Raw genomic sequence first — 17,691 nt, forward strand, 5'->3', positions numbered from 1 at the left:
TGCGGTGAAGTGGTTGGAGGCAGAGTGACAGCATGGCCGTCGGGGGAGGTGGGAACAGGTGTTACATATGGGAGCAAAGGTTGTTTGAGCGCCCCTAAAAGGAACACTTGTACGTCGCTGAGGCATCCTCTCAAGTGCTGGATGTAGGGCCGGTCTGTGGCTTGCGTAGGATCGGTCCTGATCAGCCTTGGAGGGCTGGTTTTGCTATGTGGGATGGAACTAGGGTTCGAGGTTTTAAGACAGGCTGAAAACGCCATGGAGCCCGCCTCGTGCCCACCCAAATGACCAGATTTTTCGACCACAGCCGGCACAAGCTACAGGTCGAGGGGGGCGAGGCGCCGCTTGACGTGCTCGCTTTCGAAGGCGAAGAGCAACTCAGCCAGCCGTTCAGCTACCGCATCGAATTCACCAGCAGTGCCGCTGAAATCGAGGCCGCGCAGATGCTCGGCCAGCGTGCGCAGTTGAGCCTGTACGCCTTGGCGCCGAACGTGCCGGTGTTCAGCTTCAGCGCCCCCGACGTGGTCCTGCCCCTGCGTGCTTTGCGCGGTGTGGTCACAGCTTTTCGACGCCTGTCCGGCTCGGCGGATGAAGCACGCTATGAGCTGACCCTGCAACCGCGCCTGGCGTTGCTGGCGCGGGGCAAACAGTTTCGTATCTACCAGCACCAATCAGTGCCGCAGATCGTCGAGAGCATCCTGCGCAGCCGCCACGGCTTCGAAGGCCAGGACTTCTTTTTCGACCTGCTGCGCGAGTACCCCAAGCGCGAGCAGGTGATGCAGTTCGGTGAAAGCGACCTGGCCTTTATCTCGCGGCTGCTGGCCGAGGTCGGGATCTGGTACCGCGTTACCAACGACGAACGCCTGGGCATCGACGTGCTGGAGTTGCATGACGCCCAGCGTCACTATCAGTTCGACGTCGAACTGCCCTATCGACCGACCTCCGGCCTGAGCAGCAGCGCCCAGGACGCCGTCTGGCAACTGGAGACTCGTCACCAGGTGGTGGAGCAACACGTTCACTTTCGCGCCTACGACCCACGCCAGGCCAACGCGTGGCTCAAGGGCGACGTGGACCAGAGCCGCGGGGCGAGCAGCACCTACGGCGAGGCCTATCTGTACGCCGAACCGTATACCCAGTTGGGCGACGCCCTCGACCAGGACGAAGAGCTGCAAAGCGAAAGCGGCTTTTTCTACGCCCGCCTGCGCCACGAGCGTTACCTCAACGACCAGACGCAACTCAGCGGCATCAGCAGCAGCGCGACCCTGGCCCCGGGCCAGGTCCTGAACATTTCCGGCGGTGCACCCAAGGCCTTTGCCCCGGGTGCGCTGATCACTCACCTGAGCCTGCATGCCGCCCGCGACCGCAGCCTGGAGGTCCGTTTCCAGGCCATTCCCTACTCGGACAGCGTGTGCTTCCGCCCGCCGGTGCCGAGCAAACCGCAAATTGCCGGCACCGTGCCGGCGCGGGTCACCAGCAACCGGGCCAACGACCCCTACGGCCATATCGACCTCGAAGGGCGCTACAAGGTCAACCTGCTGTTCGACCGTGACAGCTGGAAACCCGGCGAAGAAAGCCTGTGGCTACGCCTGGCCCGCCCGTACGCCGGCGACACCCACGGCCTGCACCTGCCGCTGATCGCCGGCACCGAAGTGGCCATCGCCTTCGAACAAGGCGACCCGGACCGGCCCTACATCGCCCACGCCCTGCACGACAGCCAGCACCCCGACCCCGTGACCCTGCACAATTACAAACGCAACGTGCTGCGCACCCCGGCCAACAACAAATTGCGCATGGACGACAGCCGTGGCGAGGAGCACATCAAACTCAGCACCGAACACAGCGGCAAGAGCCAGTTGAACCTGGGGCATATCGTTGACGCCCAGCGTCAACCGCGGGGCCAGGGCGTGGAGTTGCGCACCGATGGGCACGGAGCTATTCGAGCCGGCAGCGGCCTTTTTATCAGTGCGGATGCACAGCCCAAAGCGCAGGGGCCGATGCTGGACATGAGCGACGCGCTGGGCCAGTTGCAACAGGCAGGCGATCAACTGGAAAGGGTGTCGGCCGATGCCCAGACGGCCAATGCCGATCCGGCAGATGTGCAGGCGCAAATGTCGTTGATCCGCGAGCAGATCGACCAACTCAAGTCCTCGGTCATATTGCTCAGCGCTCCCCAGGGCGTTGCCCTCACCAGTGGCCAGCACCTGCAGTTGGCCGCGCAAAACAACCTGATGCTCAGCGCCGGCGCGCAAGCGGACATCAGTGTGGCCAAGCGTCTGTTCATGGGGGTGGGGCAGGGGTTAAGCCTGTTTGTGCGCAAGCTGGGCATCAAGCTGATCGCCAACCAGGGCCCCGTGAGTGTCCAGGCACAGAACGACAGGTTGCAACTGATGGCCCGCCATGGCCTGGAGATCACCAGCACCGAGGATGAAATCCGCATCGTCGCGAAAAAGAAAATCACCCTCAATGCCGGTGGCAGCTACATCACCCTTGATCAGAACTGCATCGAGTCCGGGACGCTGGGGGACTACAACATCAAGTCGCCGTATTTCGACTATCTGGGACCAGCCAGTATGAGGGCTTCGCATCCTGAATATCCGCAGAGTCTGACCAAACAAACGCTGCGGCTCAGCGTGGCGCAAGCCCCCAATGCTTCCCATCGTGGCTGGGCGGGCATGCCTTACACACTCTATGCCGACGGCGCAGTGCTCAAACAGGGCGTGCTGGACGAGTCCGGGCAAGTGCTGATCGACCACCAGGTCGTGACCCGGAGCTACCGGTTGGTCATGGCCAACGGGGTGAGCCACCACATCCCGGTGCCTACGGACTACCGCAACGCCGAGCAGGCCCACCTGGCCAATCGCGGCTTGCATAACCACCTCTCGCAAGCGGACCCCGAGATGAGTCAACCCACATCGCACACGGATCACCGCGCGCTGTACGTCACGGTGATCAATGGAGTGAGTAAACAGGAGGGGAAAACACCATGAGGCAAGACGAAATCGTGTCTCCGGCCGCGCTCCAGCACACCCAAGAGGTGACCTGCATCCCGCGCTGGTACGTGCAGCGCACCGAATACCCGCCCGCAATGGCGACTTACGACCCGCTGATCAATGGAGAGGAAGCCTTCGAGGCGGTGCATCTGGCTATCGCGCAAGCCAAAAAGTCCATCGACATCATCTGTTGGGGATTCCAGCCGTCGATGTATTTCATCCGCGATGGCAAGGCGCCGAGCATTGGTCAACTACTCATGGACAAAGCCAAGGACGGGGTCGCGGTTCGGATACTGGGCTGGGAAATGCCGTTCAACAGCGCGGGTGCCGGAGGCGAGGCTAACTTGCCCGGCAAAGGTACCTTGCGCATCCAGGATCGGGCGCTGCAAAGCTCCTCCAAGAAGCAGTACGACGAAGACCGGAAGTGGTTTGCCGAATGTGCGGTCTCGGACGGTAAAGCGGCCCAGCATGTCGCGCTGAAATTGCCGGTGTTTGTCAGTCGCGGTTTCGACTTCAATGAACGAGTGGAAATCGAACATCAAGTGCGGCGCGCGCGTCTAGATCCGCAGGTCAGCAGCAAGACGCGCTTTACCCTGGCAGCGACCGCGACGCACCATCAAAAAACCGTGCTGGTCGACTTTGAACTGGCGGACCGCGCTGTTGGGTTCGTCATGGGTCACAACATGCTGGATGAGTACTGGGACAACAACGCCCATTCGGCGCTTAACCGTTCCGAGGCCACCAAGCCTGCACCCAATAGGGGCCCACGCGGCAAGACCCCGCGCCAGGACATTTCCAGCCGCGTCAGCGGGCCGATTCTGGAAGCCCTGCACCACAACTTCGCCAAGGCCTGGCGCAAGGAAACCGGTGAAAACCTGATTGCCTCACGCCAGTCCATGCAGCTTGGACCGCAGCTGCAATGCACCCCGGACGCCACCCGACAAATCGCGCAGATCGTCCGCACCCAGGCCCAGAAAGAAAAGCGCGACATCGAGCAGCTCTACCTGCAAGCCGTCAATAACGCGACCCAGTTCATCTACATCGAGAACCAGTACTTTCGCTGGCCACCCCTGGCCGAGCTGATCAAGGCCGTGGCAGCCGGCCAGACCCAAGCCGGGCGCGACCCGGGCCTCCACGGTCCCTTGCACCTGTTCGTGATCACCAATGCCAGCGAAGACAGCGTAGGGCCCGGCGCGGTCAATACCCAGCGCATGCTCGCCAGCCTCGGAAGGGCCGAGACCATTCCCGAAGTCACCAAGCTACAGCGCATCGAAGCGGTGAAAAAAGACGCCACGCCTCAACCACGACCTGAACCCCGCGACCGCGTCGGGCATCGGGAACTGGCCGACTGGCAGGCCGAGCTCGACAGGCAAATCCGCGTGGTCAAGGACAGCACGATTACGCCCGAAGAGCGCCCCGGCCTGAAGGTCCACCTGTGTTCGTTGGTTGCACCCGACTCGCCCGCCGGCAACTGGATGCCGGTGTACATCCACTCCAAGCTGATGATCGTCGACGACGTGTTCACCACTCACGGCTCGGCCAACATCAACACTCGCAGCATGCAGGTCGACAGTGAGCTGAATATTGCCCATGAGTGGGCGAGTGTGACGCAGGCGCTGCGGCGGCGGTTGTGGGATCTGCATACGGATGGGAAGGGGGCGCAGGATGATCCGGGGGAGGCGTTCGAGGAGTGGCAGGACATCATCGATAAAAACAAAGAACGCCAGGATGACAAGGTTATGGGGACACCGTACGCCCCTCTCGTAGAATTTTATTACGACAAAGCCACGCTGAAGGACCTCGACTGATGCGCCGCGTTCTTTTGTTGTCATGCCTGCTGCTGGCGGCCTGCGACAGCCGCAGCACCTTTACCTATATGAAGAAGGATCCTCATGTGAATCCGCTCACCGAGATCAAGGCCAACCTGGCCTTTACTTGTGTACACGAACAAATCCCCGCGCCCTCCACCGAAGCCGATGTGCTGTTTCAGTACGCCCGTTGGCTACAGAAAAACAATCAGCTCAAGCAGGACAAGAGCGTCGATGTCGAGATCGAGCGCCTGTACCGCATTGCCGCTGAGAACGGCCATTACAAGGCCAATATCAATTTACAGAACGGTGCCATGCGCGGGCACTTCCAGCTTCGGGGCGACGAGCATTTGCGCTTGAGTCAACGACTGATCAGCGAAGGTGTGGCAACGGGTTATTACTTCGTCGGAATCTTCCTGCAACAGGGTTCGGCTGGACTGAAGCAGGATCCAGAAATGGCCCTGCGTTACTACCGCAAGGCTGCCGATAGCGGCAATGCCCAAGCCCAGGCGTATGTGGGTAAGAAACTGGCGCCGAGCGACATGGCCCCGGCCATTGCCCAGCAAATGCGCCGCTGTGCGGCTGAACAAGGTAATGGAGAGGCTGCTCGTGCATTAGGTGTCAATCTTCAGGGCAAAGGGCAATACCCAATAGCGCTCGAAGCTTTTCAACTTGGCGTCGCTGCAGGTGACAGCACTTCTGCTTACAAGTTAGGAAAAGTCTTTCGTAATCCGCCCCCTACCAATGAACTTGATTACCTCGGTCAACAGGAAGACCTCGAACGCGCCGCACGCTACGAGAAAATCTGGCGAGTACTCGCAAACTATTCCTACGCCCACCCCAAAGTCCCCGAAATCAACGACATCCTCCCGCTGCCGCCGGCCAAACTGCCCGCCTGGAATGGCAAGCTGCAATGGCTGGAAGAGCGCCTGGCCAATGTCCCGCCGGAAAAGCCCAGCGCCGTACTGATCAAGCAACTGGCCAATGCCATGGTGCTCGATCCCGCGACCGGCAGACCCATGCCGGGCTCACCCTCGTTCAGCGAGAACAACTTCATCGGACCCACCTGCTACAGCGGCGAAGCCTGCCCGCAGAGCGGCTACTGGAAGATCATGTGGTCCGGTCGCCATGAGCGCTATCAGTTGGTGGGCAGGAATGTGGCCCGCCATTTCTCTCAAGGCGAACTCATGCCTATGGGCCTCGTAGGTTTTTATCAACAGCGTATTTGGCCCCTGCCCGAGAAGTACCGGCAAGGGCATATAGGGATCAACTGGGGTCTGCTGGGGTGAAGCGCAACGCTCTTTTGCCCGTGCTTCCAGGCGCGTCAATGTTGGGCTGTGGCTCTCTGAGGCGTGCTCGGCATCGTCAGGGCGAAAAGGTTATGGGGACACCGTACGCGCCCCTCGTTGAATTTTGTTACGCCAAAGCCACGCGGAAGGACCTCGACTGATGCGTCTCATTCTTTTGTTGTCATGCCTGCTGCTGGCGGCCTGCGACAGCCGCAGCACCTTTACTTATATGAAGAAGGACCCTCATGTGAATCCGCTCACCGAGATCAAGGCCAACCTGGCCTTTACTTGTGTACACGAACAAATCCCCGCGCCCTCCACCGAGGCTGATGTGCTGTTTCAGTACGCCCGCTGGCTACAGAAAAACAATCAGCTCAAGCAGGACAAAAGCGTTGATGTCGAGATCGAGCGCCTGTACCGCATTGCCGCTGAGAACGGCCATTACAAGGCCAATATCAATTTACAGAACGGCGCCATGCGCGGACATTTCCAGCTTCGGGGCGATGAGCATTTGCGTCTGAGTCAACGACTGATCAGCGAAGGTGTGGCGACGGGGTATTACTTTGTCGGGATCTTCCTGCAACAGGGTTCGGCCGGGCTGAAACAGGATCCGGAAATGGCCCTGCGCTATTTCCGAAAAGCTGCTGATAAAGGGAGTGCCCAAGCTCAGTATTATGTGGGTGACAAGCTTGAGCCGAGCAATGTCGCGCCAGCCATCGCGCTTCAGATGTATCGCTGCGCAGCCGAGCAAGGTAATGGCGAAGCGGCGATTGCATCGGGCATATACCTTAAGAACCAAAAAAAGTACGCGCAAGCGCTCGAAGCTTTTCAACTTGGAGTCGCTGGGGGTGACAGCACTTCTGCTTACAAATTAGGAAAAGTCTTTCGTAATCCGCCCCCTACCGATGAGCTTGATTACCTCGGTCAACAGGAAGACCTCGAACGCGCGGCACGCTACAAAAAAATCTGGCGAGTGCTCGCAAACTATTCCTACGCCCACCCCAAAGTCCCCGAAATCAACGACATCCTCCCGTTGCCACCGGCCAAGCTGCCCGCCTGGAACGGTAAGCTGCAATGGCTAGAAGAGCGCCTGGCCAATGTCCCGCCCGAAAAGCCCAGCGCCGTACTGATCAAGCAACTGGCCAATGCCATGGTGCTCGACCCCGCGACCGGCAGACCCATGCCGGGCTCACCCTCGTTCAGCGAGAACAACTTCATCGGACCCACTTGCTTCAGCGGCGAAGCCTGCCCGCAGAGCGGCTACTGGAAGATCATGTGGGCCGGTCGCCATGAGTTCTATCAGTTGGTGGGCAGGAATGTGGCCCGCCATTTCTCTCAAGGCGAGCTCATGCCTATGGGCCTCGTAGGTTTTTATCAACAGCGTATTTGGCCCCTGCCCGAGAAGTACCGGCAAGGGCCTATAGGGATCAACTGGGGCCTGCTGGGATGAAGCGCAACATTGCACTGCCCTGGCGGACGCTTTCGCGGGCAAGCCTTGCTCCTACGATGTACGTGGTGAGCACAACACCCCGCTATGCGCGCGATAGTAATCTCAAGCCTTGCTAGTGTTGGTTATCGCGATACTGGCTGGGCGACAGGCTCGTCAGGGCACGAAACTGGCGGCTGAAGGCGCTGTGGTCGGTGTAGCCACAGCGCAGGGCGATGTCGGTGATGGGCAGGTCTTTGTCCAGCAACAGCCGCGACGCTTCCTCGAGCCGCGCCTTGTGAATCATCTGCCGTGGGGTGAGCTGGAACACCCGCTTGCAGTGGCGCTCCAGTTGCGCCACGGAAAACCCGGCGATCGCGGTCAGTTCGGCGAGGCTGATGGGGCGGGCGAAGTGACTGCGGATATGGGCGTCCACCGCGGCGAGTTTGTGGAATGCCGGATGATTGGCCTGGGGCAGTTGCAGGTCCCGGGAAATACCGGCCAGGCCGACGATTTCGCCCTGCAGGTCGCGCAGGGCCAGTTTGTGGGTCAGGCACCAGACCGGTTGGTTGCCGTAATACAGGTGCAGCTCAAGTTGGTCGGACAGTTCCCGACCGCTGGCCAGGACCCGTCGATCCTGCTCGGTGTACAGCGGACCGAAGCGCGCCGGGAACACCTTGTCGGCGGTCAGCCCGAGCAGTTCGTTACTGTGTTTTTTTCCGCAGCGCCGGGCCAGGGTCTGGTTGACGAAGGCGTAGCGGGCCTCACGGTCCTTGATGAAAAACACCACGTCCGTCAGGGAGTCGAGCAGCGGCGTTATGGCGTGCAGGCTGCTGAGCAAGGTCGGCAGGTCGCAGGGCTTGAAGCTGTTGAGGGTGGGGTACATGGCGCTGAGGGTCTGGTGGCGACCCTCGGGATCATAGTGGCAAGGCTGCCCAACGCAAAGGGCCGGCATGGGATTCAGGGCGCCGGCTGTTCATCCAGGCACAGCAAGGTCTCGATCCGCGCCGGGCTGAAGGGGGGGCGGGGTGCCGCGGCCGGCCAGTCGAACAGGTGCTGCACCGCGCCGCCGCAGACCCGGCCCTGGCAGGCGCCCATGCCGCAGCGAGTGGCCAGCTTGGCCGAACGCCAGTCGTGATGTTCGGTCAGCGCGGCATAGGGCACGTCTTCGCAGCGGCACACCAGGGTGTCCGGTTGGGCCAATGTCTTGAGCTGCGGGTCGAGGGCGAACGCCGTGTTCAAGGCCTTGGCGAACCCCTGCCAGCGGGCCCGTCGCGGCCAAAGTTGCTGGGCCGCCTGCCGTTCGTCCACCGCCGCATGCCCGGCAATTGCGCCTTCCACCAGCGCCAGTTCACTGCCACCAAAACCGGTGCATTCCCCCGCAGCGTAATGATCGGCACGGCTGCAGGCCTGCCAGGCATCCACGGCGATGGCCTGGCCTTCGATGGCGCAGTCCAGGGCCTGGCCTAGCTGAATATTGGGGATCAGGCCAAAACCGCAGGCCAGGCGTTGGCATGGCAGTTCAACGATTTTGCCCTGTTGTTGCAGGCGGACCCCTTCCAGGCGATCACTGCCCAGCGCGGCCAGCACGTGGCTGGCGGTGCGGTACTGCGGATCGAACAGGCGCAAGGATTGCAGCAGCTTGGCCGGCCAGCGCGGCAGTTGCGCGGCGAACCCGGCCACCGCGCTGCGCGAGGCCTGCTCGGCGATGCGTAGCACCTGGGCACCGTGTTGTTTGGCGCTGGCGGCACTGGCCAGCAACAGTGGGCCGCTGCCGGCGATCACCAGGGTTTCTCCCTGCACCGGCAGGCCACCCTTGATCAGTGCCTGCAGACCGCCGGCCCCGGTGACACCGGGCAGGGTCCAGCCGGGGAAGGGCAGCAGCAGCTCGCGGGCGCCGGTGCACAGGATCAGCTTGTCGTAGCTGATCAGCCAGCCATGCTCCGGGTCTTCCACCAGCAGCTGTTTTGGCCCGTTACTGGCGATCACCCGGGTGGCGGAGTGAATGCGGATGTTGCTGCAGGCGTCCAGGCGCTGGCGCAGGTTGCGGGCCTGGCGCGGCAGATGGGCCGCTGGGCCATCGCGCCAGATTTGCCCGCCCGGCAGCGGGTTGTCGTCGAGCAGGACGATGCGCGCACCACTGCGCGCGGCCGCCAGGGCAGCGCTGATGCCCGCGGGGCCGGCGCCAATGATCAGCAGGTCGGCATAGTGCGTCATGGGCGGGTCTCCACCTGCATGCCGTCCCGGCACAGGGTCTGGCAGGCCAGGCGTCGGCGCCCGTCGATGGTCACCCGGCATTCCTGGCAAATGCCCATGCCGCACACCGGCGCGCGGCGTTGGCCGGTGACCGAGGTGCGGCTGCAGCCATCGCCACCCAGGGCCAGTGCGGCGGCCACGCTGGTGCCTTCGCTGACCTGCAGGCGGCGACCGTCGAGCATCAATTCAGGCATACACGGGCTCTCCGAGGAAACGTTGTGGCAGATAGGGTTGGGCGGGCAGGGGCGAGGGTTCGTCGAACAGTTGCGCCACCAGCAAGTCGGCGGTGCCGGGGGCCGTCGTCACCCCCAGGCCTTCGTGCCCGACCGCCAGCCACAAGCCTTGCTGTTGTGGATGCTGGCCCACCAGCGGCAGGCCGTCCGGGCTGGCGGCGCGCAAGCCGGTCCAGGCACGAATGCCATTGAGCTGGGCCAGCCCCGGCATGTAGTCGCAGGCGCGCCGGAGCATTTTGGCGAGCATCCAGCCCTCGACCTGCGGATCGCTGGTGCCGAACTGCCGGGAGGCGCCGATGAACAGTTGCCCGGTCGGCCGTGGCTGAATGTTGCAGGCGGTCGACGGGCCGCTGGCGTTGTGTGCACTGGTGACGTAACCCAGTTCCACCAGGGTGTGGGTGACGGTTCCGGGATAGCGATCGGTAATCAGCAAGTGGCCTTTTTTCGGTTCGATCGGCAGTTCCGGGCACAGCTCGGGGGCCTGCACGCCGTTGGCCAGCACCACCGCTGCGGCGCTCAGCCATTGCCCGTCGTCGAGGCGCACGCGGTTGCCGTCGAGCTCGCTGACCCGTGCCCGCCGCTGCTGGATGTTCGGCGTTTGCAGCATCCATTCGGCGGTGGCGGGGGCATACAGGATGCCGTCGCCATTGATCAACAGCCCGCCTTCCAGACCCTGGCGCAACTCCGGTTCGCGCCGGCGCAGGTCGCTGGCGCTGATCAGTTGGCAGGCCACGCCCTGGGCGCGCAGGTTGAGGAACTTGCTGTGGGCCACGGCCATTTCCTCGGCATTGGCCGCCAGCCACAGGGTGCCGTTGCTGCGGTAGGCGCAACGGTCGGGCAGGGCCGGTGCCTGGTCGCGCCAGCGTTGCAGGGAGTACTGACTCAGGGCCAGTTCGGCCGGGTTGTCGTCGAGCACCAGCAGGTGGCCCATGCCGGCTGCCGTGGCGCCATGCAGGCCGGCGTCCAGCACCAGCACCCGCAAGCCACGCCGGGCCAGGGCCTGGGCACAGGCGGCGCCGATGATACCGGCACCGATCACGATTACATCGGCGACCTGGCCCTCGCTCACGGGCGAATGCCCCAGGCGAACGGGTCATCCTGCTCGATGATCAGGCTGGCCTCGGCGCTGATAAAGGCCCGCCCGCGAATGGTCGGGATGATGCGTTCGCCCTGCCACTCATAGGACCCTTCGAACTGACTGCCGATCACACTGGCCTGACGCCAGATCTGACCGGGCGGCAGTTTGTCGTCGGCCGCCAGGCACGCCAGCTTGGCGCTGGTGCCGGTGCCGCACGGGGAGCGGTCGTAGGCTTTGCCGGGGCACAGCACGAAGTTGCGGCTGTCGGCGTGCGGGTCAGCGGCGAACAGTTCGACATGGTCGATCAGGCCGCCGTCTTCACCGCGGATGCCCTGGACTTCCAGCGCCTGCTGCACGGCGTAGGTGTAGGCGGTGAGGGCTTCCAGGTTGTCGCCTGCGATGGCCAGGCCATGTTCGGCAATGAGGAAGAACCAGTTGCCGCCCCAGGCAATATCGCCGACCACCTGGCCGATACCGGGCACCTGCAGCGCCAGCGCCTTGCGGTAGCGATAGGCGGGGACGTTGCGCACGCTCACCGAATGGTCTTCGTGCAGGGTCGCCTGCACCGTGCCCACCGGGGTCTCGATGCTGTGCACGCCGGGGCCGATCTTGCCCAGGTGCGCCAGGGACGCCACCAGGCCGATGGTGCCGTGGCCGCACATGCCCAGGTAGCCGGTGTTGTTGAAAAAAATCACCCCGGCACAGGCGCTCGGGTCCACGGGCTCGCAGAGCAGGGCGCCCACCAGCACATCGCTGCCCCGAGGTTCGAGGACGCAGGCGGCGCGCCACTGATCGTGGTGTTCGGCCAGTAACTGGCGTCGCTCGGCCATGCTGCCACGGCCCAGGTCAGGAAAGCCGGCGGTGACCAGGCGGGTCGGTTCGCCGCCGGTGTGGGAGTCGATCACGGTGATGCGTTTCATGGGGGGCCACGTCCGTTCAGATGAGTGAACAGAAGAGTGGCCTTTGCAGCGGGGTGCCGGCTTGATGGATTTATCCGTTGCCGATGACGAAATCGGCACAGCGAAGCGCAAGATCAGTGGGCGTGGGGCAGGTGCTCGAACAAGGTCTTGCAGACCCCGGCAATGTGTTCGTCGAGCAGTTTTACCGCCAGGTCGACGTCGCCGGCCCGGCAGGCCGCGAGGATTTCCCGGTGTTCGTGGTCGGCGCGTTCCTTGCCGGCCGACAGGCTCATCTGCATGCGCAGGTAGCGTTCCAGCTTGTCGTTGACCGAGCGGATCAGGCTCACCAGGAAGGGCCGTTGCGCCGGCTCGTAGAGGCAGGCGTGCAGTTGCCAGTTGAGCTCGGCCCAGCGCCCGACGTCATCTTCGCCGATGAACTCCTGGCAGATGCTCTCGGCCCGGGCGAAGGTGGCTTCGGTCATGTTGGGAATGGCCAGGCGCAGCACCTTGTCTTCGAGCAGCATGCGCACCTCGAACATTTGCGCCAGTTCGGCATCGGAGATGCGCGTGACCATCGCCCCGCGATTGCGCTGGAACATCACCAGGCCTTCGGCTTCCAGGCGCTTGAGGGCCTCGCGCACGGGGATCTTGCTGACGTTGAACTGGCGCGCGATGTCATCCTGACGAATCGGCTCATCCTCGGCAAAATGCCCGGCGACAATGGCGTCGCGCAGATGGCGGGTGATGATTTCCGAAGTCGAAGGCGTATTGCCTAGGTCGGGGGCGTTGAGTCTGGATTGGGTCACGGCGGCGAATCTTCGGAATGAGGTGCCTATAGGGTATACGAAATTCGGTTTTTCTTCCTTTCCCCCCAAAGGACCTCAGGCCGTCACCCGTTCCTCGTCGCGCAGTTGCAGGCTCAGGTCGTCGCAGCTCTGGGCCCAGGCTCGCAGCCACTCGGGCAGCGGCGGTGACTGCGGGGCCAGGCCCATTTCCTGGACGAACTCGCCCGGCGCAACCGTGCCTTTGCCGGACCGGAACAGCCCGCGCATCACCACCACGCCGACCACCCGGCCGTTGCTGATGAAGCGGTGCTCCATAAAGTTCCATTTGGCGTCCCAGGCCAGTATCCGCGTATGGATCTCGAAGCGTTCGAACAGCTTCAACTCGCGACGGAACTTGCCCCAGACATCACCGACGATCGGCACGGCCTTGTGCCGCAGCGCCACGCGAAATGCCCCGCTGCGCAGGACGTAGTCCATGCGCCCGACATCGGCCAGGTTGAAATAGCGGCCGTTGGTGACGTGGCGGTTGAGGTCCAGGTCCAGCGGCCAGACGCGCATGCGCACGACCGTGGTGACCCGGCCGCTCACCGGTTGGCGCCAGGGTCGACGGAACAGCATGCACAGCAAGCGAAACCAAAGATTCATACGGGGTACCTGTGCAGGAGCTGGCTGGCCAGCGAGAGTGTTTCCTGGAGACCAGGAGAACAATCGCTGCACTGTAAAACCGGGTGATCGGCTAAGCTAGGTGCACAAATGACTTAAACCATGCGAAAAGCGCAAACGAGTCCTCCATGCATATCACCCTGCTCCTGGCCGAACACTGTTCTGCCGCCGCCGCGACCCTTGCCCTGGAAGTGCTGAGTGCGGCCAACCTGTTCAGCGACAGTCCGCCGTTTGAGGTGGTCAGTGCTTCGCTCGACGGCGCTCCTGTTGCCGCGGGGGGCGGGCAGATGTTGCGCGTCGATCATGGGCTGGCCGAGATCCAGCACACTGACCTGGTGTTGATTCCTGGGTTCCTCTTCACCCTCAAGGACGCGTTGCCGACCTTCGCCGTCTATGGGCCCTGGCTGCGGCAGCAACACCAGCAGGGGGCGGTGCTGGCGTCGATTTGCACCGCGTCGTTCCTGCTGGCCGAGAGCGGTTTGCTCGATGGTCGACGCGCCACCACCCATTGGGCGTTTGCCGATTACATGCGCCGACGCTACCGAGAGGTCGATCTCGACGAGGGCCAGATGCTCTGCGAGGACCAGCAGTTGATCACCAGTGGCGGGGCCAGTGCCGCGATTGACCTACTGCTGCACCTGGTCCGGCGTTTTGCCTCACTGGAGCTGGCTCACACCTGTGGCAAGTACCTGCTGATCGATAACGTGCGCCGCGAGCAAACGGTGTATGCGCTGTGGTCCTTGCCCAAGAACCATGGCGATGGCGAGATCCTGCGGGTCCAGGAGTGGCTGGAGGAGCGGTTTGCCCAACCGCTGTTGATCGATGACGTCGCCCGGCAATTTGGCTTCGGGGTGCGCAACTTCAAGCGGCGCTTCAAGGAAGCCACGGGCTCTACGCCCATTGCCTACCTGCAGACCCTGCGCCTGGAAAAGGCCAAGCAATTGCTGGAATCCACCCGCATGACCCTGGACAGCATCACCTACGCCGTGGGTTACGCCGATGGCAACTCCTTCCGCCGGCTGTTCCAGCAACGGGTTGGCCTGTTGCCGGCGGCCTACCGCAAGAAATTTCAGCCGAGGCTGTGCTGAGGCCGGCTTGCGTGCTCCAATGGCGCCCGCACCGCTGGTCAGCCACAACCGATGGGATCCACAGGATGAAGAACACCGTAGCACTGACGTTCGCCTGGCTGCTCAGCACCGGTGCCTGGGCCGCGGGCGACGTGCCGGCCGGCGAAAAACTGTTCAACCGCATGTGCGGTGGTTGCCACCAGGTCGGCGAATCGGCGCGCGCCTCGTTCGGCCCGCAGTTGAACTCGATTTTCGGCCGCCCCAGTGCGAGCACCACGGACTACCAGTACTCCGACGCCATGCGTGCGGCGAACCTCGTCTGGACCCGGGAAACCCTGACGGCATACCTGCAGGCACCGAAAAAAGTCGTGCCGGGCACCCGCATGATTTTCTGGGGCCTGAGCGACCTGGAGAAAATCGACAACCTGCTGGCCTACCTGCAGACCTTCCAGGCGCAGTGACCGCCCATCAGCGCCCCAGGACCAGGCGGTAGTCGAGCTTGTGCGGGTCTGCGGCAGGAGGCGGCTCAAGGACAAATCCGCAGCGTTCAAGCACCTTGCTTGAGCCGACATTGCGTGTGTACACATCCGCCACCAGGTACTGCAGCTGCCAGCGCTCCCGTGCCTCGTGGATCAGTTGCTGCAGGGCCAGAGTGGCCAGGCCCTGGCCGCAGAAGCGTCGATCGATCCGATAACCGACTTCCGCACAGCCCCGGGTCGAGTCGATGTCTTTGAGGTTGGCCCGCCCGACGATGCCTTGGGTGGCCTCTTCGAGCACCAGGGGCTGCCAGGTCCCTTCGGCAAAACCGCGCAGATAGTCCTCGACGTGCGCGGTAATGCCCTGCACTGAATAGAAGTCCGCGGCGCGCGGATCGATCTGCGATTCGAACCAGTCACGGTTGGTGATTTCAAATCTGAGCAAGGCTGGAATGTCGGTCATGTGCAGTGGGCGAACGCTGACGGTTGGCATGGGCTTGCCTCTCCTTGCTTGAGCAGTCCTGGTGGTGCGTGGCGGCTTGTGCCGTGCCGGTCTTGCCGCAGTCTGCCACAGCCCGGGTTAACCCTGGTTCACCCCCTGTGTCTCCAGTCCCGCAGCCTCCACCGGCATTCGTGCGCGGCCGCTGAGCTTGAGCCATACGCCAAATTCCTGCATCACCGCCACCACGGGGCGCAGACGGTTGCCGTCTTCGGTCAGTTCATATTCCACTTTGACCGGGACAGTCGGGTAGACCGTGCGCTTGATCAGGCCGACGTCTTCCAGGGCACGCAGGTCCAGGGTCAGCATGCGCTGAGAGATCCCGGGGACGTCACGGCGTAGTTGATTGAAGCGCTTGGGGCCATCAAGCAGGTAGGACACCAGCAGCAACCGCCAGCGGCCACCGAGCAGGCGCATGGCTTCTTCGACGGAGCAGCCGGTCACGTTGTGTTTCATCGAGTCTTCCTCAGGGGCTAGCAGGTATATTTTATGTACCTAGATGATAAAAAACTGCCTTCTTCCGTTTATATACCTGATCGCCAAGAATGTGGCTTCACCCATTTTTGGAAGTCGCCCATGAAGCTGTATTACATCCCCGGTAGTTGCTCGCTGTCGCCGCACATCGTCATCAATGAACTGGGGCTGGACGTCCGGTTGCTCAAGGTCGATCACCGCCAGCACACCGTGGCGGGCGAGGGTGATTATCTGCAGGTCAACCCGCTGGGCTATGTGCCGATCCTGGAGTTGGACGACGGCACGCGGTTGCGTGAGGGGCCGGTGATCGTGCAGTACCTGGCGGATCAGCTGCCCGAATCCGGGCTCGCGCCGGCCCATGGCACGCTGGAGCGTTACCGGTTGCAGGAGTGGTTGAGTTTTCTCTCTTCGGAGATCCACAAAGGTTTTATTCCACTGTTGTATGCCGGGCTGGCCGGCAAGTATGTGGACACCGCCAAACCCAAGCTTGAACTGCGTTTTGCCTGGATCGACCAGCAATTGGCGGACCGTGAGTATTTACTCGGTGAGCGGTTTACGGTCGCCGATGCCTACCTGTTCGCCCTCATCGGCTGGGGACAGGCGCAGTGGTTGCGCTCCTTCTACAAGGCCGATATTCACTTCGATGGATTGAGCCATCTCGAGGCGTGGTACACCCGGGTCTACCAGCGCCCGGCGGTGAGGCAGGCGCTGTTGCAGGAGGGCTTGGAATGAGCGGTGGGGGCAGGTGAAGGCTGGATAACCAGCTTCTTGGCGTCCGCTGCCAGGAGACAGGCCCAGCCTGGCGCTGTGCGGCGTCCTCGGGTTCTTCGCGAGCAGGCTCGCGCCTACAAGCGGTCAGTCAAGCGCCAGTCCGGTCGAGGCTTGCCAGGGTGTGATCGCGGCGCTCGGGCGATTCCTCACTGAGTTCCCACAACAAGGCGGTGATGGTTTGCCCGTCGACCGTGCCCTCGGTCTGTAGCCGTTGCGCCAGCGCGCTGACCGCCGGCCAGTAACGCTGCACCAGGCAGTGGGAGCGGGCGATGGCGCGGGAGTGGGCGTCGAGCAGTTTTCGCGCAGGCAGCAGGCTGATCAACTCTTCGCCCCGCACCCAGTCCCCTCGGCCGCTGCCTTTGAAGAACTGCTCGGGCGGGGCATGCCGGTAGATCGCTTCGGCTATCGGGCCGGCAAAACAGTTGAGTAGGTCACGCTCGATCCACTCCACCATCGACGGCAGGTATTCCGCCACGCCGGGGGCCTCGCCGGACGGGCGCAGGACAAAATAGCTGGCCTCCACCAGCCCCTCGACCTGCTGCAGATTGCCATGCAGATCCAGCATCGGGCCGCTGGCGGCCTCGGCCTGGGTGCGGACGGTGACCCGTTCGATAGGCCGCTCATTCCACCAGAAAGCCAGGGCATGGCCCGCTTCGTGGAACGCCGTGGGGCGTGCGCGGGTGTTCATGGTCGGGACCTCGTCCGGACAGCAGAACGCTGACAGGCTTGATGCTTGCACGGCTCCATGACCGGCGATAAAAGATTATCGCTATCGCCAATCAATACTGACGCTATTTGCCCTGCCCTTGGCGGGGGACTAGCCTTAATTTTGAGCTGGCGCGAGCCGGCCGGAATGGCGCTGACTAGGAGAGAGGAAGACGTTGCACGTTTACCAGGCCTAACGTTGGTCACCGTTGCTGGCAAATTGCTTGCCGCGCTCATGTTTTGCCGTGTGACCCTCCCGATCGGTTGATCGAACT

17 protein-coding genes are annotated in these 17,691 nt (G+C 62.8%); 7 read left to right on the plus strand and 10 right to left on the minus strand.

Annotated elements, in window-relative coordinates; genetic code table 11:
- Nucleotides 1-269 precede the first annotated feature (269 nt).
- The 4 genes from Q1W70_RS21730 (at nucleotide 270) to Q1W70_RS21745 (ending at nucleotide 7,534) form a co-directional block, all read left to right on the plus strand.
- The gene (locus Q1W70_RS21730; protein WP_302097914.1) at nucleotides 270-2,984 is read left to right on the plus strand and encodes a type VI secretion system Vgr family protein; all 2,715 of its coding nucleotides are present in this window, start codon (nucleotides 270-272) and stop codon (nucleotides 2,982-2,984) included.
- Entirely contained in the window at nucleotides 2,981-4,795 is a 1,815-nt protein-coding gene (locus Q1W70_RS21735; protein WP_302097916.1) for a phospholipase D-like domain-containing protein, read from the plus strand. The genes Q1W70_RS21730 and Q1W70_RS21735 overlap by 4 nt, the downstream gene beginning before the upstream one ends.
- A complete protein-coding gene (locus Q1W70_RS21740) occupies nucleotides 4,795-6,084 on the plus strand; it encodes an SEL1-like repeat protein (RefSeq protein ID WP_302097918.1) in 1,290 nt (429 codons plus the stop codon). The genes Q1W70_RS21735 and Q1W70_RS21740 overlap by 1 nt, the downstream gene beginning before the upstream one ends.
- Before the next feature lie 160 nt (nucleotides 6,085-6,244).
- The gene (locus Q1W70_RS21745) at nucleotides 6,245-7,534 is read left to right on the plus strand and encodes an SEL1-like repeat protein (protein ID WP_302097920.1); all 1,290 of its coding nucleotides are present in this window, start codon (nucleotides 6,245-6,247) and stop codon (nucleotides 7,532-7,534) included.
- A gap of 112 nt (nucleotides 7,535-7,646) precedes the next feature.
- Here Q1W70_RS21745 and Q1W70_RS21750 read toward each other — a convergent pair whose 3' ends face one another.
- The 7 genes from Q1W70_RS21750 to Q1W70_RS21780 form a co-directional block, all read right to left on the minus strand.
- Nucleotides 7,647-8,396 (minus strand): AraC family transcriptional regulator, encoded by a 750-nt coding sequence (locus tag Q1W70_RS21750; protein ID WP_265538309.1) that lies wholly within the window; start codon nucleotides 8,394-8,396, stop codon nucleotides 7,647-7,649.
- A gap of 74 nt (nucleotides 8,397-8,470) precedes the next feature.
- A complete protein-coding gene (locus tag Q1W70_RS21755; RefSeq protein ID WP_302097921.1) occupies nucleotides 8,471-9,727 on the minus strand; it encodes an NAD(P)/FAD-dependent oxidoreductase in 1,257 nt (418 codons plus the stop codon).
- Entirely contained in the window at nucleotides 9,724-9,960 is a 237-nt protein-coding gene (locus tag Q1W70_RS21760; protein ID WP_166593145.1) for a (2Fe-2S)-binding protein, read from the minus strand. Before Q1W70_RS21760 ends, Q1W70_RS21755 begins: the two co-directional genes overlap by 4 nt.
- Complete coding sequence (locus tag Q1W70_RS21765; protein WP_302097923.1) at nucleotides 9,953-11,068, minus strand: NAD(P)/FAD-dependent oxidoreductase; 1,116 nt, start codon at nucleotides 11,066-11,068, stop codon at nucleotides 9,953-9,955. Before Q1W70_RS21765 ends, Q1W70_RS21760 begins: the two co-directional genes overlap by 8 nt.
- Nucleotides 11,065-11,997: a 4-hydroxyproline epimerase gene (locus tag Q1W70_RS21770; RefSeq protein WP_182340640.1), complete on the minus strand. Its 933-nt coding sequence runs from the start codon at nucleotides 11,995-11,997 to the stop codon at nucleotides 11,065-11,067. The genes Q1W70_RS21765 and Q1W70_RS21770 overlap by 4 nt, the downstream gene beginning before the upstream one ends.
- A gap of 113 nt (nucleotides 11,998-12,110) precedes the next feature.
- On the minus strand, nucleotides 12,111-12,782 hold the full coding sequence (locus Q1W70_RS21775) for a GntR family transcriptional regulator (RefSeq protein WP_166591069.1): 672 nt from the start codon (nucleotides 12,780-12,782) through the stop codon (nucleotides 12,111-12,113).
- Nucleotides 12,783-12,857: 75 nt separating this feature from the next.
- Entirely contained in the window at nucleotides 12,858-13,406 is a 549-nt protein-coding gene (locus Q1W70_RS21780; protein ID WP_166591070.1) for an acyl-CoA thioesterase, read from the minus strand.
- 146 nt (nucleotides 13,407-13,552) lie between these two features.
- Here Q1W70_RS21780 and Q1W70_RS21785 point away from each other — a divergent pair, with 146 nt between their 5' ends.
- Together Q1W70_RS21785 and Q1W70_RS21790 are read left to right on the plus strand one after the other, a co-directional pair.
- Nucleotides 13,553-14,512, plus strand: coding sequence for a GlxA family transcriptional regulator (locus Q1W70_RS21785; RefSeq protein ID WP_302097926.1), 960 nt, complete (start codon nucleotides 13,553-13,555; stop codon nucleotides 14,510-14,512).
- Nucleotides 14,513-14,577: 65 nt separating this feature from the next.
- Nucleotides 14,578-14,952, plus strand: a complete 375-nt coding sequence (locus Q1W70_RS21790; RefSeq protein WP_166591072.1) for a c-type cytochrome — start codon at nucleotides 14,578-14,580, stop codon at nucleotides 14,950-14,952.
- A gap of 7 nt (nucleotides 14,953-14,959) precedes the next feature.
- On the opposite strand, the gene Q1W70_RS21795 is transcribed toward Q1W70_RS21790, so the two are convergent.
- Together Q1W70_RS21795 and Q1W70_RS21800 are read right to left on the minus strand one after the other, a co-directional pair.
- On the minus strand, nucleotides 14,960-15,460 hold the full coding sequence (locus Q1W70_RS21795) for a GNAT family N-acetyltransferase (RefSeq protein ID WP_302097927.1): 501 nt from the start codon (nucleotides 15,458-15,460) through the stop codon (nucleotides 14,960-14,962).
- A gap of 87 nt (nucleotides 15,461-15,547) precedes the next feature.
- Nucleotides 15,548-15,922 (minus strand): winged helix-turn-helix transcriptional regulator, encoded by a 375-nt coding sequence (locus tag Q1W70_RS21800; RefSeq protein ID WP_166591074.1) that lies wholly within the window; start codon nucleotides 15,920-15,922, stop codon nucleotides 15,548-15,550.
- A 120-nt stretch (nucleotides 15,923-16,042) separates the two neighbouring features.
- Between Q1W70_RS21800 and gstA the strand changes: the two genes are divergently transcribed.
- Nucleotides 16,043-16,672 carry a glutathione transferase GstA gene (gstA, locus tag Q1W70_RS21805; RefSeq protein ID WP_182340630.1) on the plus strand — a complete coding sequence of 210 codons (630 nt, stop codon included), beginning with the start codon at nucleotides 16,043-16,045 and terminating at the stop codon, nucleotides 16,670-16,672.
- A gap of 127 nt (nucleotides 16,673-16,799) precedes the next feature.
- Here the strand turns inward: gstA and Q1W70_RS21810 are convergent, their stop codons facing one another.
- A complete protein-coding gene (locus Q1W70_RS21810) occupies nucleotides 16,800-17,399 on the minus strand; it encodes a hypothetical protein (protein ID WP_166591076.1) in 600 nt (199 codons plus the stop codon).
- Between the last annotated feature and the right edge of the window lie 292 nt (nucleotides 17,400-17,691).

It is taken from the genome of Pseudomonas kielensis, from assembly GCF_030505375.1.
Lineage (GTDB): Bacteria > Pseudomonadota > Gammaproteobacteria > Pseudomonadales > Pseudomonadaceae > Aquipseudomonas > Aquipseudomonas kielensis.